This window comes from Paraperibacillus esterisolvens, from assembly GCF_046237625.1.
GTDB lineage: Bacteria > Bacillota > Bacilli > Bacillales > DSM-1321 > Paraperibacillus > Paraperibacillus esterisolvens.
The window spans coordinates 3,848,075-3,873,792 of record NZ_CP143545.1; the positions used below are offsets into that span (position 1 = coordinate 3,848,075).

24 protein-coding genes are annotated in these 25,718 nt (G+C 48.0%); 6 read left to right on the forward strand and 18 right to left on the reverse strand.

Features of this window, described 5'->3' with window-relative positions:
* Nucleotides 1–28: 28 nt before the first annotated feature.
* The 3 genes from V1501_RS19480 to V1501_RS19490 are packed head-to-tail and all read right to left on the reverse strand — an operon-like array spanning nt 29 to nt 3,079.
* Nucleotides 29–721 carry a ComF family protein gene (locus V1501_RS19480; protein ID WP_409290528.1) on the reverse strand — a complete coding sequence of 231 codons (693 nt, stop codon included), beginning with the start codon at nt 719–721 and terminating at the stop codon, nt 29–31.
* A complete protein-coding gene (locus V1501_RS19485; RefSeq protein ID WP_409290529.1) occupies nt 718–2,259 on the reverse strand; it encodes a DEAD/DEAH box helicase in 1,542 nt (513 codons plus the stop codon). Before V1501_RS19485 ends, V1501_RS19480 begins: the two co-directional genes overlap by 4 nt.
* Nucleotides 2,237–3,079 carry a DegV family protein gene (locus V1501_RS19490; protein ID WP_409290530.1) on the reverse strand — a complete coding sequence of 281 codons (843 nt, stop codon included), beginning with the start codon at nt 3,077–3,079 and terminating at the stop codon, nt 2,237–2,239. The genes V1501_RS19485 and V1501_RS19490 overlap by 23 nt, the downstream gene beginning before the upstream one ends.
* A 185-nt stretch (nt 3,080–3,264) precedes the next feature.
* On the opposite strand from V1501_RS19490, the gene V1501_RS19495 reads away from it, so the two are divergent.
* A complete protein-coding gene (locus V1501_RS19495; protein WP_409290531.1) occupies nt 3,265–3,702 on the forward strand; it encodes a VOC family protein in 438 nt (145 codons plus the stop codon).
* 140 nt (nt 3,703–3,842) lie between these two features.
* On the opposite strand, the gene V1501_RS19500 is transcribed toward V1501_RS19495, so the two are convergent.
* Together V1501_RS19500 and V1501_RS19505 are read right to left on the reverse strand one after the other, a co-directional pair.
* Complete coding sequence (locus V1501_RS19500; RefSeq protein WP_409290532.1) at nt 3,843–4,526, reverse strand: response regulator; 684 nt, start codon at nt 4,524–4,526, stop codon at nt 3,843–3,845.
* 87 nt (nt 4,527–4,613) lie between these two features.
* Entirely contained in the window at nt 4,614–5,777 is a 1,164-nt protein-coding gene (locus V1501_RS19505; protein ID WP_409290533.1) for a sensor histidine kinase, read from the reverse strand.
* A 690-nt stretch (nt 5,778–6,467) separates the two neighbouring features.
* On the opposite strand from V1501_RS19505, the gene V1501_RS19510 reads away from it, so the two are divergent.
* Both V1501_RS19510 and V1501_RS19515 read left to right on the forward strand, forming a co-directional pair.
* Complete coding sequence (locus V1501_RS19510; protein ID WP_409293468.1) at nt 6,468–7,106, forward strand: YigZ family protein; 639 nt, start codon at nt 6,468–6,470, stop codon at nt 7,104–7,106.
* Nucleotides 7,107–7,218: 112 nt separating this feature from the next.
* Nucleotides 7,219–8,241: an LCP family protein gene (locus tag V1501_RS19515; RefSeq protein ID WP_409290534.1), complete on the forward strand. Its 1,023-nt coding sequence runs from the start codon at nt 7,219–7,221 to the stop codon at nt 8,239–8,241.
* Between the two features lie 126 nt (nt 8,242–8,367).
* Here the strand turns inward: V1501_RS19515 and V1501_RS19520 are convergent, their stop codons facing one another.
* On the reverse strand, nt 8,368–8,676 hold the full coding sequence (locus tag V1501_RS19520) for a hypothetical protein (protein ID WP_409290535.1): 309 nt from the start codon (nt 8,674–8,676) through the stop codon (nt 8,368–8,370).
* A gap of 277 nt (nt 8,677–8,953) precedes the next feature.
* Between V1501_RS19520 and V1501_RS19525 the strand changes: the two genes are divergently transcribed.
* Nucleotides 8,954–10,192 carry an ROK family transcriptional regulator gene (locus tag V1501_RS19525; RefSeq protein ID WP_409290536.1) on the forward strand — a complete coding sequence of 413 codons (1,239 nt, stop codon included), beginning with the start codon at nt 8,954–8,956 and terminating at the stop codon, nt 10,190–10,192.
* 206 nt (nt 10,193–10,398) lie between these two features.
* Here V1501_RS19525 and V1501_RS19530 read toward each other — a convergent pair whose 3' ends face one another.
* Together V1501_RS19530 and V1501_RS19535 are read right to left on the reverse strand one after the other, a co-directional pair.
* Nucleotides 10,399–11,208 carry a carbohydrate ABC transporter permease gene (locus V1501_RS19530; protein ID WP_409290537.1) on the reverse strand — a complete coding sequence of 270 codons (810 nt, stop codon included), beginning with the start codon at nt 11,206–11,208 and terminating at the stop codon, nt 10,399–10,401.
* A 58-nt stretch (nt 11,209–11,266) separates the two neighbouring features.
* Nucleotides 11,267–12,148, reverse strand: a complete 882-nt coding sequence (locus V1501_RS19535; protein WP_409290538.1) for a carbohydrate ABC transporter permease — start codon at nt 12,146–12,148, stop codon at nt 11,267–11,269.
* Nucleotides 12,149–12,393: 245 nt separating this feature from the next.
* Here V1501_RS19535 and V1501_RS19540 point away from each other — a divergent pair, with 245 nt between their 5' ends.
* Nucleotides 12,394–13,635: an ABC transporter substrate-binding protein gene (locus tag V1501_RS19540; protein WP_409290539.1), complete on the forward strand. Its 1,242-nt coding sequence runs from the start codon at nt 12,394–12,396 to the stop codon at nt 13,633–13,635.
* 588 nt (nt 13,636–14,223) lie between these two features.
* Here the strand turns inward: V1501_RS19540 and V1501_RS19545 are convergent.
* From V1501_RS19545 to V1501_RS19565, 5 genes are all read right to left on the reverse strand, one after another.
* Nucleotides 14,224–14,367, reverse strand: a complete 144-nt coding sequence (locus tag V1501_RS19545; RefSeq protein WP_409290540.1) for a hypothetical protein — start codon at nt 14,365–14,367, stop codon at nt 14,224–14,226.
* Between the two features lie 60 nt (nt 14,368–14,427).
* On the reverse strand, nt 14,428–16,191 hold the full coding sequence (locus tag V1501_RS19550; RefSeq protein ID WP_409290541.1) for a glycoside hydrolase family 2 protein: 1,764 nt from the start codon (nt 16,189–16,191) through the stop codon (nt 14,428–14,430).
* A 34-nt stretch (nt 16,192–16,225) separates the two neighbouring features.
* The gene (locus V1501_RS19555; protein WP_409290542.1) at nt 16,226–17,056 is read right to left on the reverse strand and encodes a carbohydrate ABC transporter permease; all 831 of its coding nucleotides are present in this window, start codon (nt 17,054–17,056) and stop codon (nt 16,226–16,228) included.
* 6 nt (nt 17,057–17,062) lie between these two features.
* Nucleotides 17,063–17,953, reverse strand: a complete 891-nt coding sequence (locus tag V1501_RS19560) for a carbohydrate ABC transporter permease (protein ID WP_409290543.1) — start codon at nt 17,951–17,953, stop codon at nt 17,063–17,065.
* 422 nt (nt 17,954–18,375) lie between these two features.
* Nucleotides 18,376–19,641: an ABC transporter substrate-binding protein gene (locus V1501_RS19565; protein WP_409290544.1), complete on the reverse strand. Its 1,266-nt coding sequence runs from the start codon at nt 19,639–19,641 to the stop codon at nt 18,376–18,378.
* A 550-nt stretch (nt 19,642–20,191) separates the two neighbouring features.
* On the opposite strand from V1501_RS19565, the gene V1501_RS19570 reads away from it, so the two are divergent.
* Nucleotides 20,192–21,223 carry a family 43 glycosylhydrolase gene (locus V1501_RS19570; RefSeq protein WP_409290545.1) on the forward strand — a complete coding sequence of 344 codons (1,032 nt, stop codon included), beginning with the start codon at nt 20,192–20,194 and terminating at the stop codon, nt 21,221–21,223.
* A gap of 48 nt (nt 21,224–21,271) precedes the next feature.
* Here V1501_RS19570 and V1501_RS19575 read toward each other — a convergent pair whose 3' ends face one another.
* The 5 genes from V1501_RS19575 to galE all read right to left on the reverse strand — a co-directional run bounded on the left by V1501_RS19575 (nt 21,272) and on the right by galE (nt 25,706).
* The gene (locus tag V1501_RS19575) at nt 21,272–22,504 is read right to left on the reverse strand and encodes a cation:proton antiporter (protein WP_409290546.1); all 1,233 of its coding nucleotides are present in this window, start codon (nt 22,502–22,504) and stop codon (nt 21,272–21,274) included.
* Between the two features lie 6 nt (nt 22,505–22,510).
* Nucleotides 22,511–23,008 carry a cation:proton antiporter regulatory subunit gene (locus V1501_RS19580; protein WP_409290547.1) on the reverse strand — a complete coding sequence of 166 codons (498 nt, stop codon included), beginning with the start codon at nt 23,006–23,008 and terminating at the stop codon, nt 22,511–22,513.
* 17 nt (nt 23,009–23,025) lie between these two features.
* A complete protein-coding gene (locus V1501_RS19585; protein WP_409290548.1) occupies nt 23,026–23,253 on the reverse strand; it encodes an AbrB/MazE/SpoVT family DNA-binding domain-containing protein in 228 nt (75 codons plus the stop codon).
* A 365-nt stretch (nt 23,254–23,618) separates the two neighbouring features.
* A complete protein-coding gene (locus V1501_RS19590) occupies nt 23,619–24,698 on the reverse strand; it encodes a M24 family metallopeptidase (protein ID WP_409290549.1) in 1,080 nt (359 codons plus the stop codon).
* 18 nt (nt 24,699–24,716) lie between these two features.
* The gene (gene galE, locus V1501_RS19595; RefSeq protein ID WP_409290550.1) at nt 24,717–25,706 is read right to left on the reverse strand and encodes a UDP-glucose 4-epimerase GalE; all 990 of its coding nucleotides are present in this window, start codon (nt 25,704–25,706) and stop codon (nt 24,717–24,719) included.
* Nucleotides 25,707–25,718: the final 12 nt, after the last annotated feature.

Here is a 25,718-nt window from a genome sequence, read left to right on the forward strand (position 1 = left end):
TATTATATCGGCACGAAAGGCCGGTTTTTTACCCTCTGGCAAGGGTAAGGGAAGAAACCCGGGCGGCACCATTAACCTTTAACACTTTGGCTGCATGTCTCAGTGTTGAGCCTGTGGTGTAAATATCATCGAACAGTAAAATGGATTTTCCAGTGATATTCACCCCGTCTAAAAGAGAGAAAACCTGCGCATGCCGCATCCGTTCCTGCCTTGTTTTTTTGGACTGTTTTTCTGAGTGAGTCCGTTTTAGGGCATAAAAGGATTCGAGCCCGATAGCAGAAATTCCGGCCTCTGACTGGTTGAAGCCCCTTTCTGCCAGCCGCTCACTGCTTAGAGGGATCGGAACGGCTAGATCAAACTCAAGAGCTTTTAGCGCTTCTGCGAGTGCCGCCTTAAAACCTTCTATTAAAATATAATCACCGCGGTATTTGAATCGGGCAAGCAGTTCTTTTAAAAAGTCATTGTATTGATAAAGGGATGTATTTTGAGTGAGGACTCCCTGCCAAAGAGAATCTTCCTCCCAGCGGCGGCAGTCTGAACAGGAAGAGGAGGATATTTCAGAAAGCGGGCGGCTGCATATCTGACAGCGGATTCCGGTGATGGGCGCGAGCTTTTCCAGGCAGTCCCGGCAGAAGCGGTTTTCCCCTTTTTCTTTTGCAAAGAGCGAAGACCAGGTGATGTTTTCTTCCTGTCTGGAGCCGCAGTATAAGCAGTACTTCAATTCAGAAGCCCCCTTTTTTCGCCTTCTCTGTTCATTCCTTTAATGTGTTTTACAGCCGCTAGCATGGCTTCTGTCCGGCCAAAGTGGAAGAAGGTGATGCTGCCATGGGGATGCTCAGCCTTCCGCCCCACCCGGCCGGCAATCTGGACCAGGGCGCTTTCAGTGAAGACCGGCTGCTCGGCGCCGAGCACACAGACATCAAGCCCCGGTATTGTCACACCCCGCTCAAGGATTGTGGTTGTAAGAAGTCCCGGCACCCGCCCTTCCCGGAGCGCGAGGACCTTTTTCTTCCGGTGGGGGTCCTTTGAGTGGACAGAAGCAATTTCCGGATCCAGTGCCTGAAACAGCGGCAGTGCTTCTTCCATCTTTTTAATACTGGGAAAGAAGAGGAGAAAGGGGAGAGAAAGCTGGAGGCGTTCTTCAAGCCAGGTTTTCACACGGGTCGGGATTTTCTTTTTCGTGAGGTTTTTCTCCCAATTCCCTATCCACTGCAGCTCAGGAACAGGGATCGGATGGCGGTGGAAGCGTGCCGGGATTAAGGCGGAGGGGAGTCTGCCTGATACAGCCTGATGTTTAAGGGAAGAGGAGGGTGTGGCGGTTAAATAAATGAGAGAAGATGGGTTTTTCCTGGCTCTCTCAGCGGCCTGTCTCAAGGTAAGATCAGCTGAAAAGGGAAATGCATCCACTTCATCAATGATCATCACATCAAATGCCTGCCGGAAGCGGTAGAGCTGGTGGGTGGTGGCAAGAATCAGCTGGCCCGGTGTGTGACGCTCCTCGCTGCCGCCGTACAGGGCGGCGGTCACAGCAATCGGAAAGGCGGCCCGGAGGCGCGGAGCAAGCTCAAGGACCACATCCGTCCTCGGGGCGGCAAAGCAGATCCGCTTCCCTTCTCCCAGGCCGGCGGCAATGGCATCGAACAAAATTTCTGTTTTTCCGGCGCCGCAGACGGCCCATATAAGGAGTTCACCATGTGTCTGTATAGCATTTACAGCCTTCAGCGACGCTTCCTTTTGTGCAGGGGAAAGCGTACCTTTCCAGGCGAGCGGTTCTTCCAGGCTTGGATAGGCCGGTTCCGGACCCTTCCACACATACAGTTTTGAACAAGAGCTCACCCTCCCCATCATGATGCAGCTGCGGCAGTATGCACAGCTTTTTCCGCACGCACTGCAGGGGAATTCGGCGAAAAGATGAGGTTCGGTGTTTACACACCGGCTGCAGGTGGAGCGGCCGCCTCCTTCTGTGAGACCGGGAATCCAGCCGATATAGCCGTGTTCGAGATGGCTTTCGAGGAGGCTGTGATAATCAAGGAGCTCGTCATGCAGCAGCATCCTGCCGGCGAGATGTTTCTGTAGTCCTGGTGAATGTTCAAAGCGAACAAGGGGATTGGAGCGGGGTACGGGGGGTTCTTGGGAAGGGAGTTTAGGGGCAAAAAGCTTTAACAGATTCAGGGAATCCACCTCCAATAAAAAATTCGGTGCCCCTTTATCATTCGGCACCGAATTCGTGAAACCTTTAATATTTTTTTGCCCAGCCAAGGCCCATTGCGCCCTCGCCGATGTGGGTGCCGATGACCGGACCGAAATAGCTGATGCAGAACTCGACCTGCGGGAATTTCGGCGACAGCTCTGCCATCCATTCCTCGGCTTCCGCCGCGCGGTTGGCATGAATGATGGCAGCCTGCATCGGTTCGCCCGTCTGCGCCTCCTGCAGGAGTTCTTCAATTCGTTTCATCGCTTTTTTCCGGGTGCGGATCTTTTCGGACGGAATGATGATTTTATCTTTGAATGTGAGGAGGGGTTTGATCTGCAGCATGCTGCCTATGAAAGCCTGGGCGCTGCTCAGGCGGCCGCCGCGCTGGAGATGGGAAAGGTCGTCGGCCATAAAATAGGCATTTGACGTTTTCTTCATATCTTCAAGACGCTCTATGATTTCTTCAGGGTTTCGGCCTTCCTTCGCCATTTTCGCCGCCTCCAGTACGTAGAAGCCCTGGACCATACAGCTGATCTCGGTGTCAAAGCTGTAGACCGTGATGTTTTCCACCAGGTTTCCTGCCGTGATGGAGCCCTGGTATGTACCACTGATGCCGCTTGATAAGTGGACGCTGATAACCGCGTCATACTCTCCTGCCAGCTCCTCATACTTCGCAATAAGTTCGCCGACAGCCGGCTGGGAGGTCGTCGGCAGCTTTTCCTGCCTCTTGATTTCCTCATAAAACTCCCCGGCCGTAATGTCCACTTCCTCACGGTAAGACTCCTCGCCGAAAATCACATTAAGCGGAACCATATGTATATCAAACTTCCCAAGCGTCGCCTGGGGTATATAAGCGGTACTATCCGTAACAACAGCCGTTCTCATAAAAAAACCTGCCTTATTCCGTATTTTTCTTCATTATACATCATCCTTGGAGGGACTGTCCCATTTCCCGGAAATGGGGGAATCCACTATTTCTGGATTATTTCCCAACAGTCAGATTAGTTAAAGAAGGAGATTTTACTTTATAAGGAGAAATAATAGTGAACACTAAATGGAGGTAAATAAAGATGATTCCACAACGAATGAGTTTGATTACAATAGGGGCTTGGGACCTTCCTTTGCTTCGTTTTTTTTATAAAAAGTTAGGATGGTGCGAAACTGATTGGAGCAGCGATAATTACGCTGTCTTTAAAACAGCCGGCGGCATGCTTTCTATATGGTCTATTCATGAGATGACGAAGGACGTAAACATTCCAGTTTCTGAAACTCCAATTTATTTTAGAGGAGTTACCTTAAGTATTAACGTGGATGAACCTATTCAAGTAGATGAGGTTATAGATAAAGCAAGAGAAGCAGGAGCTAAAATTGCCCTTGAAGCACATGATGCTTTTTGGGGTGGAAGAAGCGGGGCATTCATGGACCCTGAAAATAATTATTGGGAGGTAGCATATAACCCTAATTCCATATTTGATGAGCGGGGTGCAATGGTGGAAATGAATGGTTAACCCACTCTTTTAGGTCAGCGGGATCTCTTTTATATAATTCCCTTCCAAAAACGCACTTCTATAGAGAAAGCTCAGAGCTTTTTATGGCCCTGAGCTTTTTTGTTTGCTGTTTACTGTTAAAGTACGTCAGCACCAGTATATTATTTTACTTCGACCCAGCCGTTTTTGATGGCCAAAACTACGGCTTGTGTACGGTCGTTTACATTCATTTTCTGCAGGATGTTGCTTACATGGTTTTTGACTGTTTTTTCGCTGATGTACAGCGTTTCGCCGATTCCACGGTTGCTCTGTCCGTCAGCAAGCAGCTGCAGGACTTCGCATTCGCGGCGCGTCAGCAGATGAAGCGGCCTGCGGATTTCATACGCCGGGCGATGGTCTTTTTCCTTGCCTTCGACCGCAGCTAACCTGCGGTACTCGGATACCAGGTTGTGGGTGACCTTCGGGTGGAGGTATGAGCCTCCGTCCGCAACCACCTTGACTGCCTCGACTAATGCATCTGCATCCATTTCCTTTAATAAATAGCCTCGTGCACCAGTTTTGAGTGCATGTGTGACATAATTTTCATCATCGTGGATGGAAAGGATGATGACCTTGGATTCCGGATACTTTTCAACAAGCTGGCGTGTGGCCTCAATGCCGTTGATGTCGGGCATATTGATATCCATGATTACCACGTCCGGATTGTTTTCTTCAACGAGCCCCATGGCTTCGGAGCCGTCATCCCCTTCTGCTACCACTTCAAATGATGGTTCAAAATCCAATATGCGCTTGACCCCTTCGCGAAAAAGTTGATGGTCATCGATAATGACAATATCAGTTGTCAACGCCTTCGCCTCCCTTTTATCTAGTACTCTTTTTTTCTATCTGACCTGGTTATGAATAAGTCATCCCTGAACGGGAATCTTAGAAGCTTATGATAAACGCATGGCCGAAGCTGCTTTCAGCGGCACCTGAATGATGATTACGGTACCTGCCCCGATATTGGAGTCGATGCTGAGGCTTCCCTCCAGGAGGTCGACCCGCTCCCCCATGCCGATCAAGCCAAAGCTGCCTTCCTTTTTGGCTGACGAATCAAAGCCGATGCCATCGTCCTTGATCACCACGGTCACCCGGTCCTTCAGGCATTCCATCTTGATCTGCACATGTTCAGGCTGAGCATGCTTCAAGGCATTTTGTACAGATTCCTGCACGAGCCTGAACAGGGCAACTTCCATTTTCGCCGGCAGCCGTTTTTCCTCACCTAGGTTCACAAAGCTGATCCGGACGCCCTGGTTATACTCCTCGATCGTCTGCAGATATTTCCGCAGCGTCGGAACAAGGCCCAGGTCATCAAGCGCCATCGGCCTGAGGTCATAGATGATCCTCCGCACTTCATACAGCGCATTGCGGACCATCCGCTTAAGGTCCTTGACCTCATTCAGGCCTTCCTCTGTGCTTCTTTCACGGAAAACACGCTCGATTAAGTCCGAGCGCATCATGACATTCGCCAGCATCTGGGCCGGCCCGTCATGAATCTCCCTTGACAGCTTCTTGCGTTCTTCCTCCTGGGCTTCGATGATCTTCAGGCCAAACTCCTGCTTTCTTCTCGCATCCGCAAGCGCCTCCCCCATCTGGCGGAGATCGCTTGTCAGATAATTGAGGACAACAGAAATCTGGGAATTCAGCTGCTCGGCACGCTCAATCGTTTCAAGCGTGGCCTGAAGCCTCCGCTCGAGATCATCCCTTCGTGCGCGGAGCTGCTTTTCCGTCTGCCTGTTCATCTGGAGGTCCACCTGGAGCGCATGTGCTTTCTCATATGCCTCCCTGACCTGCTCTTCATTGTATTGATTAAAATGGCGGCTGACCTCTGAGAGCCTTTTGCGCGCAAACCGGGCATTGATTTCAAGCTTATCGCCTTCATCAATGACCTTCAGCACCGTCTTTTTAATCTCCTTCAATTCAGCAGACAGAGATTCAAAATCATGCCGGCACTGTTCCCCGATATGGAAGATTTCATTTTTGCTGTGCCCTACGGTATCTACCATCGTTTCTAAAATAGAATCCAATACCTTGGTATCCACTTTTTTTAAAGGCATTTCTTTACCCCGCTGTTAAAAAATTCAGCCTCTCGGCATTCTGTCCTGTCTCTCGTTTTTCCCATTTTTAAAAACTGTACTATTCTACTAGATAACGTCTATGTATGGATGATGCAATCACCTTATAGCCTAAAAATCCTGTCACTAATCTATCTTATATTGTAACAGAAATTTTCAGAATTCAACGTTTTTTGAGGTTGGGAAAATTAGGTCATGGGTAAAAAGGTTAAAAGGACCTATGTTTTAGAAAAACGCATGATAGAACCATTTTCTCATGATAGTTTAGAACATATTGCTTTTTATGCATTCCATTTTACTTTAAAGCCAGTGACTCCGGGGTATTTTCATCTATACCCAGGCACACTCTCCCAGTTATTGCTATACAGATATAATGAAATATATCTATTTGAATATTTTTCATTATAACATGCCATGTCTTTAGTAATATTAAGATTCGTTTACAATCCTGCACAAAAACAATTACGGCGAGTCCTATGCCCCTAAAAGCCTCCCAGCCCTTTAAAAGATTAACAGACTTCCTAACAACATCCATTGCCCTTGCTGGGGGAAAACATTATAATAGGTGATTAGGATGTTGGGAAATAATTGACGTTTTCTATCAAATCATGTAAAAAACAAGGGAAGCTTCTCCAGGAAATGGGGGACTGTCCCCAAAAAGAGGATGATTGGATGCTGCCGGTTTATTTGACGGTGAAGGGTTATGGGGAACGGGAGATTGTGATTCAGAAATCCCGCTTCATCGCCTATGTGGAGCGGGCGGAGACGGAGGAAGCGGCACAGGAATTCATTGCTTCCATCAAGAAAAAGCATTCTGATGCGAACCATAACTGCTCTGCCTATTTAATTGGGGAAAATAATCTGATACAAAAGGCGAATGATGATGGCGAGCCAAGCGGCACGGCGGGCGTCCCGATGCTCGAGGTCCTGAAAAAGAAGAATCTGAAGGATACCGTTGTGGTCGTTACCCGCTATTTCGGCGGCATTAAGCTTGGTGCCGGCGGCCTGATCCGCGCCTATGGCAAGTCGGTCACTGAAGGGCTCGATGCAGCCGGCATCGTCGAACGCAGGCTGATGCGGGTCATGCACACCTCCGTGGACTATACCTGGCTCGGCAAGCTGGAAAACGAGCTTCGCTCTTCGGTTTACACAATTAAGGAAATCAAGTACAGCGAAGCAGTTGAAATTCATGCCTATGCCGAGGAAAGCGCAGCCCCTGCCTTCACAGAATGGATGACAGAGCTGACAAATGGCCAGGCACGGATTACAAAGGGCGAGGTCCTTTACCAGGAGACTCCGTATTCTTCATGAAACCCTGCTGGTTAAAATGCGGTTTACGAAATTTGTGATAAATTGTAAAATATGTTGTGGATACTGCCGATAAAGTCAAAGATTACTATCGAAACTTAAAGGAGAAACTACCATGTCTTCTAACAGAAGAGTTTATAAAGTATATAAGAAACGGAGAAGGCGCAAAAGGCTGCTCTCCTTCATTTTAGTGCCGATACTGGTGCTGGCTCTCGTCGGCACAGGCTATGCCGCCTACCTTTACAATAAAGCCGAGAATGTGTTCAGCGGTTCATTTGAATCGATTGGCAAATCCTCCAAGCGGGCAGAGGCTGTTGATCCAACCGAAGATAATATCTCCATCCTCTTCATCGGGATCGATGACAGTGAAAAAAGGAAGCTGAAGGGCAATACACGCTCCGATGCTCTCATTCTGGCAAGCTTCAATACCAAGAAAAAAACCATTAAACTCGTAAGCATTCCGCGTGATTCATATGTTCACGTCCCTGCCAACGACAGCTACACCAAAATCACCCACGCCCATGCTATCGGGGGCACAAAGGCCACGGTTGAAACCGTCGAGGAACTGATGCAGGTGCCGGTGGACTATTACGTGAAGATGAACTTCAACGCCTTTATGGATGTGGTCGATGCCCTGAATGGCATAACTGTGGATGTTCCTTATGAAATGCACGAGCAGGATTCCAAGGACAGGAAAGATGCCATCCATCTAGAAAAGGGTAAACAGACGGTAAATGGTGAAGAAGCGCTGGCATTCGTCCGGACAAGGCATCAGGACAGCGATATCTACCGTGGACAGAGGCAGCAGCAGGTCATCCAGGCTATCGCCTCCAAAGCCGCTTCAGCCGGTGCTATCTCTAAATATACAGAAGTCATCGATGCTATCGGATCGAATATGACGACAAACCTGACATTCAGCGAAATGAAGGCATTCCTTAAATATGTATTGTCACAGGACGGTCCGCAGATTGAACCGCTCGGACTCAAGGGCACGGATGATACAAGCCAGGGAATCTATTATTATAAACTTGATGAAATTTCCCTTGAAGAAATCAGGAACACGCTCAAGAACCATCTGGAGCTGACACCTGAGGAGACGGCGAGATTCGATTCCGCGGAAGGTACAATCCAGCAGTAAGCATTAAAGGCTTCCCAACCGGGAAGCCTTTTTTTGAAACGTTTGAGTATTCAGAAAAAGAATAGTATAGTAAAAGTTTTATAATTTCCTAAATCCGCTTTTAACCATCAGACCAGACACGCAGAATTATGAATTTCCAGCCTGCTCACTCAATAGCCCAGTCAAAATGAATTTTAAAAAAGAAAGCTCGTTTGAGTTTCTAAGATTAATCAGATAAAGCTGATTGATGATTTCTATTATCTGATCCTTTTCCAGCCTGTCGAGCAGTAGTTTGGTGGCCCTCACCTTGCTGAGCCTTACTTCTTCCTGTCCAGGCACCCTGATTTCAAGATCCCTGAAGCCCGTAATGCAATCATCCAGAATGTCCTTCAGTTCATTCCGGGTCAGTCTCGTCCCGGGATCATAAGGCAATGTAGGAGTATATCCGCTATCCATCTCTGCACCCTCTCCTGTCTGTAAAATACCCCACACCAAAACCCTTTTTGCAACTATCACAATGCAAAATGATATTAAAAATTGGGTTTAGTGTCAATATGAGTAATTTTATTAATATTTACCAATAAAGAGACCTTTTTAAAATAGGACATACTATTCATTTAATTCCCCTCCCTTTTCTGCCCAATTTTCCTAATAAGGTTTAATAGTTCACAGAAGTAGTTTATAATTAAATTTAATTAAGTAACTTTTAACCGACTTACACGGGGGAATCCATATGGTAAAAAACTTCCTAAGAGGCAGTTTCAAATTAATGAAGTCCATTAACCGTTCACTCATATTGAATATAATCCGTGAGAAAGGCCCTATCTCACGGGCGGAAATCGCCAAACTGACCAAGCTGACGCCGCCTACTGTCAGCAGCCTGGTCAAGGAGCTCCTGCTTGCCGAGATTGTCATCGAGCAGCAGAAGCTTGGGGAATCAAGCGGCGGGCGCAAGCCTACCCTCCTTACGCTGAATGAAGAAATGTTCCATGTGATCGGCATGGATATCGGATCGCGCAATATCAAGACAATCCTGACCAGCATCACGGGTAAAATTATTAGAAAAACGGTTGTCCCGATGCCGTCAGAAATCAGCAAGGATATGCTGCTTGGCCTCATTACCGATTCGGTACAGAACATCATCGATGCGGTGGACATTGATGAAGAAAAGATTGTAGGAATCGGCGTGGGAATGCACGGGATCGTAGATGTGAAACAGGGAGTTTCCATCTTCGCCCCGAACCTCAACCTGCAGGACATCCCTATCAAAACCGTGCTTGAAGAGCGGTTTAACATGATTGTAAAAGTGGAGAATGACGGCCGTGCCATGAGTCTTGGCGAGTTGTGGTTCGGCAATGGCGCCGGCATTGACAGCTTTGTCTGCATCAACGTCGGCCGCGGAATCGGTGCCGGTATCATCATCAACGGCCGTCTGTACCATGGGAATCATTTTATCAGCGGCGAAATCGGGCATATGGTCATCGATATCGACGGACCGCAGTGCACCTGCGGCAATTACGGCTGCCTGCAGACCTTTGCTTCGGGCCCCGCCATCGTCGAGCGTGTAAAAAAAGAAATGCGGCTCGACCATACAAGCATGCTTCATGAACTTGCAGAAGATATGGATAATATTACGGGAGAACTGATTTACGAAGCAGCCTTGAAAGGTGACAGCCTGGCAAAAACTGCGCTTGAGCAGGCCGGCCGCTACCTTGGCGTGGGTTTGACCAACCTGATTCACACTGTCAATCCGAAAAGGATCATCATCGGCGGCGGCATCTCCAATGCCAGCAGCCTGATTATGGACAGCATCACCCAAACGGTCCGTCAGCGTGCGCTTACCCAGCCTGCCAAAGAAACAGAAATTATTTTATCAAAATTTGGTGAAGACGCCACCGCCATGGGCGCAGTCGCCCTCATCCTTGCCGAGCTCTTCACATCACGCAACTCTGAAACGGCCGCAGCCCATTAGGGACCAGGCTGTTTTTCCTTCTTAAAAAGATTCGTCAGGGCCAGCCCGCCCTTTGGGGGTGGGACAGGTTGGGAAAATTCCTGTCATTTCTCGGGAAAATGGGACAGAACGCTTAATGGCAAGTCCCCCCTGCATGGGCTTCCCCTTTTGCCCCGCGCCCCGCTAAACCCAAAAAGCGCTGCCCCGATGACGGGACAGCGCCTTTTTTAACCCTTTACAGAACCTGCTGTCATTCCCGCAATGAAATAGCGCTGCAGGAAGATGTAAGCGATGACCATTGGAGCGGAAGCGATGATCACTCCAGTGAACAGCATCGGGTAGTTGGTGATATACTCCCCCTGGAACTCGAGCAGGGCGAGCGGCAGGGTTTTGTATTGTTTGTCTGTGATCAGGAGCAATGGATAGAACAGATCATTCCAGTGCATGACGAACAGAAAGATGGACGTCGCAGCCAGCGATGGCATGGACAGCGGGATCGCGATTTTCCGGAAGATTCCCCAGTTCGTGGCGCCGTCTATCATGGCCGCTTCAAACAATGTTTTCGGCAGGGATTTCATGAACCCGGTCAGGATGAACACAGCGATTGGAAGCGTTGTGGCCGCATTCACAATCACAAGGCCGGCAAGCGAGTTAGTCAAGCCCAGCGAGTACATCAAATTATACAGCGAGCTCATGTTCACCTGGGCCGGAATCATCATCCCGAGCGTGAACAGCACAAACACGGTATTGCCTATCCAATTCGTCATCCGGGTAACCGAATAAGCAATCAAACTCGCAAAAAACAGGGTTATGGCCACCGAGCATAAAGTGACGATGACGCTGTTCAGGATATAGGTGGTCATCGATTTGCTCTGGAACAGCTCGGCATAATTGCCAAAGCCGAAGCTGCTTGGCAGTCCCAAAACATTTTCATACATTTCATTCGGACTTTTGAATGTGGTGAAGAAAATGGCCAATATAGGAATAATGACCAGCAATGCATATATCGTAAGCATTCCGCCCTTAAGTACTTTCATGCTATTCCTCTTTTCGTTCTGATTTGGCTTTTATTCGGCTCATCCTTAAGTCCCTTCTTTATTCTTCCGTACGGTTTGCACGCAGGATGCGGAACTGCAGGAAGGTGATGAGGGCGACCACAATCAGGAAGATAACGGCTTCAGCAGATGCATAGCCAAACTTGAATCCTTTGAATGCCGTGGAGTAGATGAGTGTCGCAAGGATTTCGGTGGCATAGTTCGGGCCGCCGCGCGTCATGGCATAAATTAAATCAAAGGCTTTAAACGACTGGATGGTCGTATAAGCAATGACAATCGTTGCCGCAGGAGCAAGCATCGGCCAGGTCACAAATCGGAAGTTCTGCCATCTTGAAGCTCCCTCGATCTTTGCCACTTCATACAGGTCCTTCGGAATTCCCTGCAGTCCGGCGACAAACAGGATGATCATCTGCCCGGTATGGAACCAGACTTGTACCACCGCGATGGAGAAGATTGCGATATCTTTATTGCCGAGCCAGTTTTGTGTTAAAAAGCCCAGGCTGGATTTTTCCAAAACTGTATTCAGGATTCCCATGTTGGGGTCGTAAATGAATGCCCAGATAAAGGCAACAGAAACGGAGGAAAGAATCGTTGGGAAAAAATATAAGGCCCTTAAAAAGACCGTGGTTTTTGAGTTCCTAACCAGGAACATGGAGAACACCAGTGAAAACAGCGTCTGGAAGATTACGACGAACAGCATGAATTTCACATTGTTGCCCATTGCCTTAACGAAGATTGAGTCATTCGTGAAGATGTTAACGTAATTCTGCGCTCCTACGAAATTGAAATCCGCCGTCAGTCCATCCCAGTCTGTAAACGAGTAAAACAGCGCGCTTACCGTAGGATATACGAAGAAAATCAAGTAGAGGATCAGCCCTGGCAGAATAAAGAAATACAGAGCCCTATTTGGTTTTAACTTCATCTCTAATGGTCCCCCTAGAAAAGTCATTCTCTTTCTCTATTTTGTATGTAGTGTAATGCCCACCCCTTTTAGCAATAACTTCCTAAATACTTAAGTACCCTATTTCCCCCCGCCGGAAACGTATTTATTCCATATTTTAATCAATCAGTTGATTAAAATTTTTAATGATAAGTTTACTTGCCGGAATAATAGGGAATGAGTTATTGTATTTAGTATACATAATATTTTGATTAGGGGGAAATCAATTGAAAAAAGTCAGCCTTTACCTATTTGCCTTGCTGCTGGTTGTTTCCAGTGTGCTTGCAGGCTGCTCTTCCAAGGACTCGGAAAGCTCTGATTCCAAAAACAAAAAGATCAGCTTCATGCATTGGCGCGGTGAAGATAAGCAGGTTTTCGAAGAACTGATCAAAAAGTTCACAAAGGAAACCGGCATTGAAGTGGAAATGAATATCTATCCTTCCGAACAATACCCTGTACAGACTGTACTCCGTGACGGCTCTACCGGCGATGTGTTCGCCTCCAACCCGGGATTTCAGCTTGAATCCTTGAAAAAACTCGGTTTTTATGAAGACCTCACCAACGAAGATTTCGTGAAGAACTATAATCCAAAACTAATTGAGGCTGCCCAGGTGGACGGAAAGCAGCTCGCCCTTCCGTATCAGCTTGTCTATAACCAGCCGGTATATAACGCCTCTATGTTTGAAAAAATGGGACTGGAGCCTGCAAAGGACTGGGAAGGCTTCCTGAAGCTGTGTGAAGAGCTGAAAAAGAAAGGCATCACACCAATCGCATTCCCTGGTGCCGACATCGGCCCCGGCCAGTTCATGAACAGCATGATGATGAACAATGCACCGGATGAAGAAATCTTCGCCAAACTTATGAAGGGCGATGCCAAGCTGACTGATGAATGGTGGGTCAAGACCCTTACTCAGTTCAAGGAATTAAATGACAAAGGCTACTTCCAAAAAGATGCACTTGGCACTAAGCATGATTCCGCCATCGCCATGGTCGCCCAGGAAAAAGCAGCTATGCTTGCATCGGGCTCTTATGCCATCGCGAGCATCCGCAACCTGAATAAAGACATCAAACTCGGCCTTCTGGCACCAATCACCGTGCCGGAAAGCGAAGCAAAATTCGAAGGAATCCATACCACTACCTTCCTTCTCGGAGTGAACAAAAACTCCAAGAAGAAAAAAGAAGCGAAGCAGTTCCTGGCATTCCTGAGCAAAAAAGAAAATGCTGAACTGTATGCCAACAAAACAAGCCAGCAGGTAACCCTGAAGGACGTTAAATACGAATCAGAAGACCTGAAAAACATCTCAGACTGGTCCGAAAAGAAAACCCGCTTCCAGCCGCGTTACCTCATCCCGGATGAGGCCGTGGAAAAAGCAGTACTCAGCTCCATCCAGTCTGTCCTCGGCGGAGAAAGCCCTAAAAAAGCGGCTGCTGCTTCACAGAAGATTGTAGATCAAAATATTAAGAAGTAACGATGATTGTTGAAGCCCCGGGGGTTTATCCCGGGGCTTTTGTTGTGTTATTTGCTAGTGGCGGCCGTTCAGCAAACTACTGTGTTCGGCTGTCAACGATCTTTCTGCACGTGAGGTGGAGGTTTCCGCAAGTAAAACTTCATTTTCGCAAGTAAGGGCTGCGTATCGCAAGTAAGTCCTCCGTTCCCACAAGTAAGATACTTCGTTCGGCTGGTAAATCAGCCCTGTCAGCGAGTAAAGTCTTCCGTTCGGCTAGTAAATCAGCCATTTTCGCGAGTAAAATCCTCCATTCGGCTGGTAAATCAGCCATTTTCGCGTGTAAAACCTCCATTCGGCTGGTAAATCAGCCATTTCCGCGAGTAAAGTCTTCCATTCGGCTTGTAAACAGCCATTTTCGCATGTAAAGTTCTCCATTCGGCTAGTAAATCATCCATTTCCGCGAGTAAAGTACTGTGTTCGGCTAGTAACCTTTCAATCTGCAGCGCAGCGATACACATTTACACACTCAAAAGCTCATAAAATATGAATTTATATCCTTCCCTGCTCAATTTCCGCATAAAAATTCTTTCAAAACCAATAAAAAAATGCTCAGCAGCGCCGGGCTTCCTTATCGTTTACTTCAGTTCCATTTGGCAACGTATATTCTGCGTCTCCCTCGAATGAAATCAAGTCACTCCCCGGCTCGGGGGTGTGATTTACTTCCTGGATGCCTATGACGTGCACTATCCTCATACACGGCCTCTGGCCGGTTGAACAAAAAACACACCCGGCCAGTCAGCCGGGTGCAGTCCATTACTTTTGATCATTGATTTCCTTGATTTTTTTCAAATCACATTTTGGTTCGCGGTCGTACGTAAGCAGGCCGTTGATTTCTTGCTCCACATCCGTAAGCTGCGTGTAGCAGAAGCCCTGGACAACCGGACTGGAAGTCAAGGCGCCGGTTACTCTGCGGTATTCCTCCACAAGGTCTTCGGCAGATTGGACAGCAGAGTAGCCCCAGCCTTCCTGTTCGTCCACCTTATAGGCAATGCCTCCATATTCAGTGATCAGGATCGGCTCGCCCCTGTAGGAGTAACCATTCGCATAAATCACGCGGTTGGCAGGAGTCGTAGAGATGGCGCTCTCCACATCCTTGTATGCTTCAGCCATTTCTTCGGCACTGCGGTAATTATGGATGCCGCAAATGTCAGAAATCGTATGCTCCCAGCCGTCATTGGACAGAACCGGACGGGTCTGGTCGATTGACTTTGTCTGCCAGTACATGGACGTGGCATGTGCCTGCTGATGCTTGTCATAAGCTACCCGGGAAATGCCCCAGCTCTCATTCAGCGGCAGCCAGACAATGATGGAAGGATGGCTGTAGTCGCGCTTCACGACGTCGAACCATTCAGTTGCCAGGCGGCGTGCCGCTTCTTCACTGTATTCAGACGCGTTCGCCATTTCGCCCCATACGAGGAAACCAAGGCGGTCAGCCCAATACAGGAAGCGTGGATCTTCTACCTTCTGGTGCTTCCGTGCGCCGTTAAAGCCCATTTCCTTCGCAAGCTCGATATCCCTTTTCAGCGCCTCATCCGTCGGAGCTGTGAGCAGCGCCTTAGGGAAATACCCCTGATCAAGCACTAGCTTTTGATAATAAGGCATATTGTTCAGCATGAATACGCCGTTCTCGATTGAAACCTTTCTCATCCCGAAATAGGAATCAACAGAATCGAGCACTTCCTCTCCCTTGCGGAGTGTTAGTGTCACATCAAACAGATTAGGATGCTCCGGTGACCAGTACCAGCCTGGTCCATGGATGTTGCTTCGGTCTGTAAAGCGGTTCCGCACATTATAACTGCGCTTGTTGTAAATTTCCAGGAGATTGGATGAATCAGAGATTACCTTTTTACCGTTGAATGAGATTTCTACATCAAGGGCAAGTCCCTCTGAGAACGCTCCGCCCACTTCGAATTCAAGCTCAATATCACCGCGGTCGATCTCAGGAGTCCAGCGGATGCCGGAAAGAACGGTCTGTGCTGCAGGCTCCATCCAGACGGTCTGCCAGATGCCGGTGGTCCGTGTGTAGAAAATGGATTCCGACCGCTCATGCCAGTACTGCTTCCCGCGCGGAATGGTCACATCTTCAGATGGATCCTCAACGCGGAGAGTGACTTCGTCCTCCCTGCCGTCTTTGTTTAAGAGATGAGTGATATCTACTGAAAATGGCGTGTTCCCGCCTTCATGGTGGAAAGCGAGATTTCCGTTGATGTACACCCATGAGCGGTAATCCACGGCACCAAAGTGCAGGATGATCTGTCTGCCGGCCCATTTCTCAGGCACACTTAACGTTCTGCGGTACCAGACCACATCATGGAATGATGGATCATTTATTCCGCTCATTTCGGTCTGATAGGCAAATGGAACCGTGATTTCCCGGCTCTGCGGGAACTGCTCGAACCACTTTTCGGTCAGTCCCTTATTTTCATCATCAAATGCAAAATCCCATTGCCCATTAAGGTTCTCCCATTCTGCACGGACAAACTGGGGTCTTGGATAATCGTTGCGGGGAATAGACATGTATTTTCAAATCCTTCCAAAATGTAGTGGCTGTTTATTTGATTCCTGACTGTGTAACACCTTTAATGAATGAACGCTGACCGATTACGAACAGAAGCACGGCCGGTATGGTAGCGATTGAAGTAAGGGCCATCAGCTTGGCTGGGGATGATACAAAGCTTCCCTGCTGCATAACGGCAATACCTGTCGTGATGGTACGCATTTCCGGTGAGTTGGTCGTAACGAGCGGCCACAGGAAGTCATTGTAGATTCCCATGAAGGTAAAGATTGCGAGCGTCCAGATGACCGGGCGTGCAGACGGCAGAACCACCTGTGTGAATACCTGCCATTTGTTGGCGCCGTCCAGGAATGCCGCTTCCTCAAGCTCCTTCGGGAATCCGCGGAAATATTGATACAAAAGGAACACGCCGAACGCGTTCGCTGAGTATGGCAGAATCAGTACGGCATACGTATCGAGAAGTCCGAAGGTGTTAAATTCCATGTAAAGCGGAAGGAATGTGATAACCCAGGGAATCGTAAGCGATCCGATAAACATGGCAATGAAAAACTTCTTGAACGGCACATCAAGCCTTGCGAGACCATAGGCCGCTAATGTATCGACAATCAGCACAATCAGTGTTCCGGTGATCCCGACAAGAAGGGAGTTTGCCATCCACTGGAGGACTGGCGTTTCTCCGCCGCTCTGGAAGGCATATTGATAGTTTTCCAGGGTAAATACTTCTGGTATCCATTTCAAGCCTGCGGTGAATGCTTCTTGATCTGTTTTAAAGGAAGTAAACAGCATCCAGACGATCGGAAGCAGGAAAACCAGCGCAATCAATACAGCAATGATGATAATGACCGTTTTACTTGCTTTGCTTTGCATGGACGTCTACTCCTTTCTATTAGAAATTTTAAGCTGGACAATGGAAATGACGATCATGAGAAGAGCCATCATCAGGGACATAGCCGCCGCATTGCCCAATTGGCGCTGCCTGAAGGCTTCATCCACGATGTTCATTAAAAGAACCTTCGTTTCAGTACCCGGGCCTCCGCGTGTCATCAAGTACGGCTGGCCATAGATATTGAAGGAAGCAATAGTTGAAGTGATCAAAACAAACAACATGGTCGGTTTGATGCTTGGCAGGGTGATATAGATCAGGCGCTGCCATCTGCTGGCACCATCAAGCGAGCCAGCTTCATATAATTCCTCAGAAACATCATTCAAGGCGTTAATGAAAATAACCATATTGAAACCAATGGTCCACCATAGAGTTGCTATCACAATGGACACCCACGCCCACGGCATGTCTGTCAGCCATGGAATGGCATCCAGGTGCATGCCTGTCAGATAGTTATTGATCAATCCGCTGTTCGTATCAAGCAGCCACAGCCAGATAATCGCTACGACCGACACTGATACAGCATAAGGAATGAAATACATCGTCCGGAAAATCCCCTTAATTTTGTCAGGCAGGGCATGGACCAGAAGCGCAAGTCCCAATCCTACGATCACTAGCAGGGGAACACTGAACACAACAAATTTCAGCGTATTTTTCAAGCCGTCAAAAAATAAGCCGTTCAGATATGAAGAAGGATCAAATATTTTAGCATAGTTCTTAAAGCCGACAAATTCATGTACAGGATTCAGCAAATCCCAATTATGCAGGCTCATCCAAGCCCCATACACAATAGGGATCAGAAGGAAAACAGTGAACAAAATCAGGTATGGAAGAACGAATAAACTTGACGTCAGCTTCGATTTCCAGGTGGTATTGTTCATTTGCGTATCCCCCTTTCCGGGTTTGATAGAGTATCTTTTTGCTAACTTGTTGTCTTGAAGCTTATGGTTGAAGGCATCATCCAGTGGCAGTGGCGGCCTTTAGCCGCCGCATGTCTTATGCCTTTCGGATGTATGCCTTCTAAGCAGTTTGGGTGTTCTCTTTAGAATCGCAGCTCAGGGTGCTTTTAAAGAATCTTAAATGAAGGCACCGCTCTCCGCTTTTGGTTTCATCTAGCTCCGGCGCCTAGACCCTCGAGTCATAAGCCTGCCAGTCCATGAGAAGGAAGGGCGCTTCTCACGGCCTGCCTGTCTTATGCTTGTCGGGTCTGACCAAGGCGCCTCCGCTTTTGTTGTAAAAAAGACGGTTCAGGTGATTTTGTTTATTCACCTGTCCCGTCTTTCTTTTGCCTGGCGAGGCTGGTTTATTTTTGAACCAGCTGCTCTGCTTTTTTGTTTGCATCGTCCAGTGCTTTTTTAGGGTCTTTTTTGCCTAGGAGGGCAAGGTTGACTTCAGACCATAGCGGCTCTGAAAGTTGTCCCCAGTTAGCTACACGCGGTGCGAACTTGGCGTATTCGAATTGCTTGGCAACCTGTGGCTGCTGGACCATCTTTTTAAATTCTTCGTTTTTTTCGTAGATGGCTTTGGACGCTGGAGCCTGGCCTGATTTAGCCCATTCCATTGTGTTGTCAGCCGCATATTTCAAGAAATCGGAGATTCCTTCGAGTTTCTTAGAATCTTTTACAGAAGCAGGGATGACGAAGTTGTGACCGTTTGCATAGACTGCCTGCTCTTTTGTACCTAATTGTGGAACTGGGGCTACACCGTAGTTGATGCCTGCTTTGTCCCATTGTTCCATCATCCATGGACCGTTAAGCTGCATGGCGTTTTTGCCTTGAAGGAAAAGTGTTACTTCCCCGTCCTGCTGTACATTGGCTGGTGAAACTTTTTCCTTTTGAACAAGGTCTCTCAAGAATGTCAGTGCCTCAACGCCTTCAGGGCTGTTGTAGTTAGGCTTGCCATCCTTCAAAAGCTCTCCGCCGTTCTGGAAGAAGACGGTTGGGTAGATGAACTGGTTCGGCCATAGTGTTGGAACAACGAAGCCGTATTGCTTTTTGGATTCATTTGTAAGCTTTTTAGCTGCAGCTACAAATTCTTCACGGTTTGTTGGAGCTTTTTCTGGGTCAAGGCCTGCAGCCTTGAACATGTCTTTGTTATAGTACAATACCAGCGGGTGGATATCTAAAGGAATGGAATACTGCTTGCCTTTGATCGTTCCTGCCTGCCATGCTGTTTCTGAGTAATCTTCAGATTTGACGCCATTTTTTTCAATGGTGGAAGTCATGTCTTTCAGCAGATTCTTTTCAGCGTAGTTTGTAAGCTGGTCTGTGTGCATGATCATCAGATCCGGGGCACTTTTTTGTCCTGAGAAAGCAAGGTCGACTGTCTTATAGTAATCTGTCTGCGGTACGATCTGCAGATCTACATCATATTTATCCTGAGACTTATTGTAATTATTCACGATGTTCTTCATGCGCGGGCCATCTGCACCAGAGAATGGAGCCCAGTAGGTGATTTTCTCGCTTCCGCCGCTCTTTTCAGATCCAGAATCCTTGCTGGAGCATCCTGCCAGAGAACCAATTGCCAGAGCCGCAGACATTGCAACGCCAAGCCACTTCTTCTTGTTCATTCAAGTTATCCCCCTCGGATAAAAAATTAATTATGGCTTACTAGAAGCCTGATTGCTTGATTTTTTAAGTAAATTAAGTTAATTAAATTAATTTACTTTGTATCATTATCATAATCCTGACTGAGATATTTGTCAACGCTTTCAACAAAAAAATTAATAGAATATGAGCATAATAAGAGAGGCTGTGCTGGGAAGCGGGATCTCAGCATGGCCGTTCTTCTCTTTTTCGTGCAGCGACTGGCGCTTCTGGAATTTTCCTTAGGGTTTTATACTTTTACCTGGGATGCTGAACCCGTTGATATCAAGAGCTTTGTGCAGAACTCGCGCTTTGAGAATCGCAGCTGGATAAGGAATCCTGCCCCCTGCACTGCAAACTTCCTTTTTATTAAAACTTTACCTCGCAAAACGATCAATAAAACACTAATGTTTTAGAATACCTGCTTCATATAGTTGGAAAAGAATTGAAGCCTGCCAGCAAGTGCGTTAAAATGCGGATAGGTAAATTAATTTATTTAACTAAGAAAATATCCCAGACAAAGGTTGTGCTATCTTGAAAAAGCGATTAACTGGCATGCTGCTAGCGGTTGTCCTTGCCCTCTCCGGCTGCGGCGGGCAATCCGCAGATGAAGAAAAGCCAAAAGGGAAACAATATAAAAATCCAGTGTTCGAGCCGGTGATTGCCGATCCCTCCATCATTAAAGGAAAAGATGGCTACTATTATGCTTATGGGACGGAAGACAATTGGGGCGATGGCAAAGGACCGAGATATGTGCCGGTCATCCGCTCGAAAAATCTGGTGAAGTGGGATTATACGGGTGAGGCCTTTGAGGCCGTGGATAAGCCCAACTGGAAGGAAGGCGGTATCTGGGCGCCTGATATTTCCTACTACAACAATCAGTATTATCTCTACTATTCGATGTCTACCTGGGGAGATCCGGATCCCGGGGTCGGTGTGGCAGTAAGCAGCAAGCCCCAGGGACCGTTCACGGATAAGGGCGAGGTGCTGCGCAGCAAGAAGATCGGGGTGGAAAATTCGATTGACCCTGCCTTCTTTAATGATAATGGCACTCCTTATCTGTTCTGGGGCAGCTTCCACGGCATTTACGGCGTGAAGCTGACAGAAGACGGCATGAAGACAGCCGGCAAGCCGTTCCAGGTGGGAAGCGATGCATTTGAAGCGCCTTATATCGTGAAGCGGGGCGGATATTATTATATGTTCCTTTCCTCCGGCTCCTGCTGTGAGGGTAAAGACAGTACCTATCATGTAGCTGTCGGCCGCTCCAAAAGCATAACCGGCCCCTACCTCGACCAGACGGGTGCCGATATCAAGGATACGAAGGGCACCATCATCATGACCGGCAGCCAAAAGTTTGCCGGACCAGGCCATAATGCGGTAATCACAGATGAAAAGGGCCGCGACTGGATGATTTATCATGCCATCGACGTCAAGGAGCCAAAAATGATTTCCGGGATCACACGCCGCCCGCTTATGATCGATCCAATCTCATGGAAAAAGGGCTGGCCCGTTATAAAAAACCAGGAGCCGAGCAGCAAGCTGCAGGTTGCTCCTGTCGTGAAATAGAAAAAGGAACGCCCCGTTTGTCCCAGGACAAACGGGGCGTTCCTTTTTTTAGACTTCCGGCTTTTCCTTCAGCTTCTCCTTTTTGAGCGCAGGCGCCTTCCATTTGAAGATTTTGTTCAAAGCATTATAGATATGCTTGGATTCCTTTGTCAGAAGCGGCCCAAGGATCGCAAGGATCAGCACATAAAGAGCTGAGAACGGCTGCAGGATGCCCATCAGGCCCCCGGAGAGGCCGAGGTTTGCCATGATGATCGAGAACTCGCCGCGCGAGACGATGGTCAGCCCGATATTGGCCGAGGCTTTATGGGAAAGCCCCGCCTTTCTGCCGGCAATCATCCCGGCCGTGAAGTTGCCGATGATGGTAATCACTACAGCGCCAAGAGCAAGCCATACTGCCCCGCCAAGGCTGAATGGATCGATGCTGAGACCAAAGCTGAAGAAGAAAATGGCTCCGAAGAAATCCCGGAATGGAACCACGAGATGCTCGATCCGCTCGCCCTGATTTGTTTCTGAGAACACAAGGCCCAGGAGAAGAGCGCCGATGGCTTCAGCGACATGGATGGTTTCTGAGAAGCCGGCAATGAAGAACAATGCGGCAAAAACCACAATGATGAAGATTTCATCTGATTTAATATTGAGCAATTTGTTTAATAGAGGTGCGGCCTTTCGTGCAACGATGAAGAAAGCCAGCATATAGCCAAGGGCAATCAGCACAGACAGCAATATTCCGCCAATCGATGCAGAGTCTCCCAGTATCAGACCGGAGACGATGGAAAGATAAACGGCCAGGAAAATGTCTTCGAACATGATGATCCCGAGAATCAGCTCGGTCTCTTTATTTCCCGTCCGGCGCAAGTCTACAAGAACTTTGGCGACAATCGCGCTCGATGAAATGGTGATGATCCCGGCAATGATCAGGACTTCAAGGATTGGAAAACCCATAAGCAGTGCATACAGGAAACCGAGCGCAAAGTTGATTGAAATATAGATGCTCCCGCCGACCACAATCGACTTTCCTGATTTTATAAGCTTTCCAACCGAGAACTCCAGTCCCAGATAAAAGAGGAGGAAGAGAATACCGATACGTCCCAGGAATCCAATGAACTCCTGGCTTTCAATAAACCGTAAACTGAGTATTCCAAACTCCGGGGCACGGGGACCGACCAGCATCCCGACTACGATTAAAAATGGGATGATCGAGAAATTGAATTTGTTTGCAAGGATCGCAGCCAGGGCTACGAGGAGCAGTGCTGTACCTACTTCAAAAATAAGATGATCCATCTATACTTATCCCCCCTTATTAGTGAGCTGATCGCTGATGATTTTGCGCAATTCCTTTCTTTCACCGGAAATGACCAGTGTATCCCCTGCTTCAATGACCGCCTCCGGACCTGGTGTCATTTCCTTTGTTTTATTCTTCTTCATGATGGCCAAGACGGTGATTCCGTAATTATTCCTCACATCGATGTCACCTATTGTCTGATTGACAGCAGGCGCTCCCGGCTCCACCTTGAACCACTCAATGATCAATTCATCAAAGGCCAGTTCAATATTCTCCAGTGCCTTAGGCTCATATACCATTCCCCCAAGAATCGCGGCCAGCTGGCGTGCTTCCGCATCATTCAGTGTGATATTGGAGATGCTTTCCTCATGATCATCATCATCGTAATGATACATTTCCCTGCGCCCATCATCATGGATGATTACAACAACTTTGTCATTATTACGTGTGACCGCCTCAAACTTCCGCCCAATTCCAGGCAGATCTCCTTCTCGAATATCCATGCCCATGAACTCCCTTCCTATTCCTCACCAAAATGAGTTTTTGCCTTGCGGATAAGCTGCTTGAACTTTTCGTCGCTGACAATGTCCTGTATATCATGAAGAGATTGCAGATCCGCCTTTGTCATGATCACCAGCCCTTTTTCCTCAATAAAAGCTATCCTCTCACCCTCATGCAGGTCCAATACATCCCGGATATGTTTGGGTATCGTAATCTGCCCCTTCGAACTCAGCTTCGAAAATTCCATGTTCACTTCTCCTTGTTTTCCTTGTTTTACAAGAATTCCTTACTTTCCTTACTTTTTTATTCTATCATAGATTTGTTTGTCCAGCCAGTGAGAAGTTATTGTTAATTTATGCAGGAAAGGGAGGGGTTATGCTGATTGCTGTAGAAGGGAGTCTGATTTTTGTCGTTTATGTACAATTGTGAGTAATATTGGGTGCTTTTTTTAGGTTAAGATTGATTATTAAACCGGGTTGATTGGAGCGGAAATCAACCTTCTTCATCGAACGAAAGAGTTGTCTCGAATAAATAGCCAATAAAAAAGACCACAGGCCTCCCCGGTTTCCACCGGGGAGGCCTGTGGTCTAAAAGGCGCCAGAACCGTCTTCCTTACCGCACTAATATGTCAGGACGAAGATAGGTCCGGCCTTCGTATTCTGCTTCAATATAGACCCATTCGCCTGTATGAGTCATAAATTCGTTGCCTTCTTCGCCAACCAGCAGGGTGTCCTCAGACTTGATTCCGCGGATGGCCGGGTTCCAGGCGAAGGCCTGGTTTACCTGGACGATGCCCTCTACGCCTGGGGTGGCCAGGAACTCCCGGGATGCATAGCCGGTCGGGCCTCCCTGATGGAGGAAGCGCCAATCATCGCCATGTCCGGCTTCGCTGTAGGCATCAAAGCCGCCCTGAAGGATGTCTTTGATCGCGGCTCCCGGCCGGGTGGCTGTGTTCATGGCAAGATCAATGGAAACTAGCTTTTGCTTGTTATCCCTGATTTCCTGCGGCAGCTCCCCAAAGTGCACGAAGCGGGTCACATTGGCCACAAGTCCGCCTTTTTCAGCACAGATAACAATCATGGCATAACGCTCAAGCTTCTTTCCGGTCGGGATCGGATGGCGGTACTTGAAGACGCGCTCGTCTGTGGACACAAGGATTACCTGCGGGTTGATGCCGTCTTTTACAACCTTTGCCCCTAGATGCGCCGCGATTTCGTACTCAGTCCAGCCAGGCTCGATTTCACGCGCTGTGGATTCTACTGCTTTCGCAGCCTTCTGGCACAGCCAGCGGTACAGCGAGATTTCCTCTGCACCCAGTGTGTAACGCAAACTTGCCAGCTCCTGCCCAAAGTCAAGGAAGCCGTCAAAAGGGATATCAGCTGCAATCTTCTTGCCTTCGCACATCCCGCGCACAACGGCATCCTGGTCCTCATACCATTCCGGAGTCACGAATTCATAGCCTAATCCTTCGAGTTCTTCATCGTGGATCCGGGCTGATTCCATTTTGGACGTGATGCAATAGTTTGTGCTGGGCGTGATCAATAAATCAGCCACACCAAATTCAGTGGTGTTTACAATATGATTCACTTTCCCGCCTGTCAGCCATGAGAAATTGTTTCTTCTCCGGAACAATACACCGTCTATCTTCTTTTCATTTATAAACTTCCTTACTCGTTCAACCGCTTCAGTCATCGCTGCTCCCCCTCTGCCTTACTTGCTGCTATATCCATGCGGATGTGATTGATGCCACTTCCATGCTGTTTCAATGATCGTCTTCAGATCATTGTATTTAGGCTTCCAGCCAAGAACGCTTTGTGCCTTTTCTGAAGAGGCGATCAGGATGGCAGGATCGCCGGCGCGACGTCCGCTTACCACTTCAGGGATGCTGTGGCCCGTCACACTGCGGCTTGTTTCAATCACTTCCTTGACAGAAAAGCCGCGTCCGTTGCCCAGATTGAATACGTCGCTCTCATTTTTGCTGCGCAGATGCTCAAGGGCAAGCCAGTGGGCATTCGCCAGGTCCATCACATGGATATAGTCACGGATACAGGTTCCATCCTCTGTGGCATAATCATCGCCAAAGATGCTGATATGTTCTCTCTGGCCGAGTGCTACCTGAAGGATGATCGGAATCAGATGGCTCTCCGGCGTATGATCCTCGCCGATTTCTCCGTCCGGATGAGCGCCTGCTGCATTAAAGTAACGCAGGGATACCGATTTCAGACCGAATGCCCCGTCACACCAGCGGAACATTTTTTCCATGGCCAGCTTGGTCTCTCCGTAAGGACTTGTCGGATTCGTGGCATCGCCTTCAAGGATCGGCACCTGCTCAGGCTCCCCGTAAGTAGCCGCAGTCGAAGAAAACACTATTTTTTTCACGCCATGCTTTTCCATGGCCGAAACCAGGGTATGTGATGCAATCAGATTGTTTTCGTAGTATTTAAGCGGCTCCAATACACTTTCTCCGACAAGGGAGCTGGCCGCAAAGTGAATCACTGCTTCAACATCATGCTTTGAGAATACTGAATCAAGGAAGTCTTTATCGCGAAGATCTCCCTCATAGAAGGTGCCGCCCGGGACAGCCTTTTCATGTCCGGTCAAAATATTATCGACGACGATAACTTCCTCACCCTGATTCAGCAGTTCTGCCACTGTATGACTTCCGATATAACCTGCTCCGCCCGTAACTAAAATTGCCATGTTTCTTCCCCC

Bases quoted from the DNA above. Each gene is read 5' to 3' on its own strand.
- V1501_RS19490 (WP_409290530.1), bottom strand. From the start codon at position 3,079: ATGAGAACGGCTGTTGTTACGGATAGTACCGCTTATATACCCCAGGCG.
- V1501_RS19495 (WP_409290531.1), top strand. From the start codon at position 3,265: ATGATTCCACAACGAATGAGTTTGATTACAATAGGGGCTTGGGACCTT.
- V1501_RS19505 (WP_409290533.1), bottom strand. From the start codon at position 5,777: ATGCCTTTAAAAAAAGTGGATACCAAGGTATTGGATTCTATTTTAGAA.
- V1501_RS19510 (WP_409293468.1), top strand. From the start codon at position 6,468: ATGCTGCCGGTTTATTTGACGGTGAAGGGTTATGGGGAACGGGAGATT.
- V1501_RS19515 (WP_409290534.1), top strand. From the start codon at position 7,219: ATGTCTTCTAACAGAAGAGTTTATAAAGTATATAAGAAACGGAGAAGG.
- V1501_RS19520 (WP_409290535.1), bottom strand. From the start codon at position 8,676: ATGGATAGCGGATATACTCCTACATTGCCTTATGATCCCGGGACGAGA.
- V1501_RS19525 (WP_409290536.1), top strand. From the start codon at position 8,954: ATGGTAAAAAACTTCCTAAGAGGCAGTTTCAAATTAATGAAGTCCATT.
- V1501_RS19530 (WP_409290537.1), bottom strand. From the start codon at position 11,208: ATGAAAGTACTTAAGGGCGGAATGCTTACGATATATGCATTGCTGGTC.
- V1501_RS19535 (WP_409290538.1), bottom strand. From the start codon at position 12,148: ATGAAGTTAAAACCAAATAGGGCTCTGTATTTCTTTATTCTGCCAGGG.
- V1501_RS19545 (WP_409290540.1), bottom strand. From the start codon at position 14,367: ATGAGGATAGTGCACGTCATAGGCATCCAGGAAGTAAATCACACCCCC.
- V1501_RS19550 (WP_409290541.1), bottom strand. From the start codon at position 16,191: ATGTCTATTCCCCGCAACGATTATCCAAGACCCCAGTTTGTCCGTGCA.
- V1501_RS19555 (WP_409290542.1), bottom strand. From the start codon at position 17,056: ATGCAAAGCAAAGCAAGTAAAACGGTCATTATCATCATTGCTGTATTG.
- V1501_RS19560 (WP_409290543.1), bottom strand. From the start codon at position 17,953: ATGAACAATACCACCTGGAAATCGAAGCTGACGTCAAGTTTATTCGTT.
- V1501_RS19565 (WP_409290544.1), bottom strand. From the start codon at position 19,641: ATGAACAAGAAGAAGTGGCTTGGCGTTGCAATGTCTGCGGCTCTGGCA.
- V1501_RS19575 (WP_409290546.1), bottom strand. From the start codon at position 22,504: ATGGATCATCTTATTTTTGAAGTAGGTACAGCACTGCTCCTCGTAGCC.
- V1501_RS19580 (WP_409290547.1), bottom strand. From the start codon at position 23,008: ATGGATATTCGAGAAGGAGATCTGCCTGGAATTGGGCGGAAGTTTGAG.
- V1501_RS19585 (WP_409290548.1), bottom strand. From the start codon at position 23,253: ATGGAATTTTCGAAGCTGAGTTCGAAGGGGCAGATTACGATACCCAAA.
- V1501_RS19590 (WP_409290549.1), bottom strand. From the start codon at position 24,698: ATGACTGAAGCGGTTGAACGAGTAAGGAAGTTTATAAATGAAAAGAAG.
- galE (WP_409290550.1), bottom strand. From the start codon at position 25,706: ATGGCAATTTTAGTTACGGGCGGAGCAGGTTATATCGGAAGTCATACA.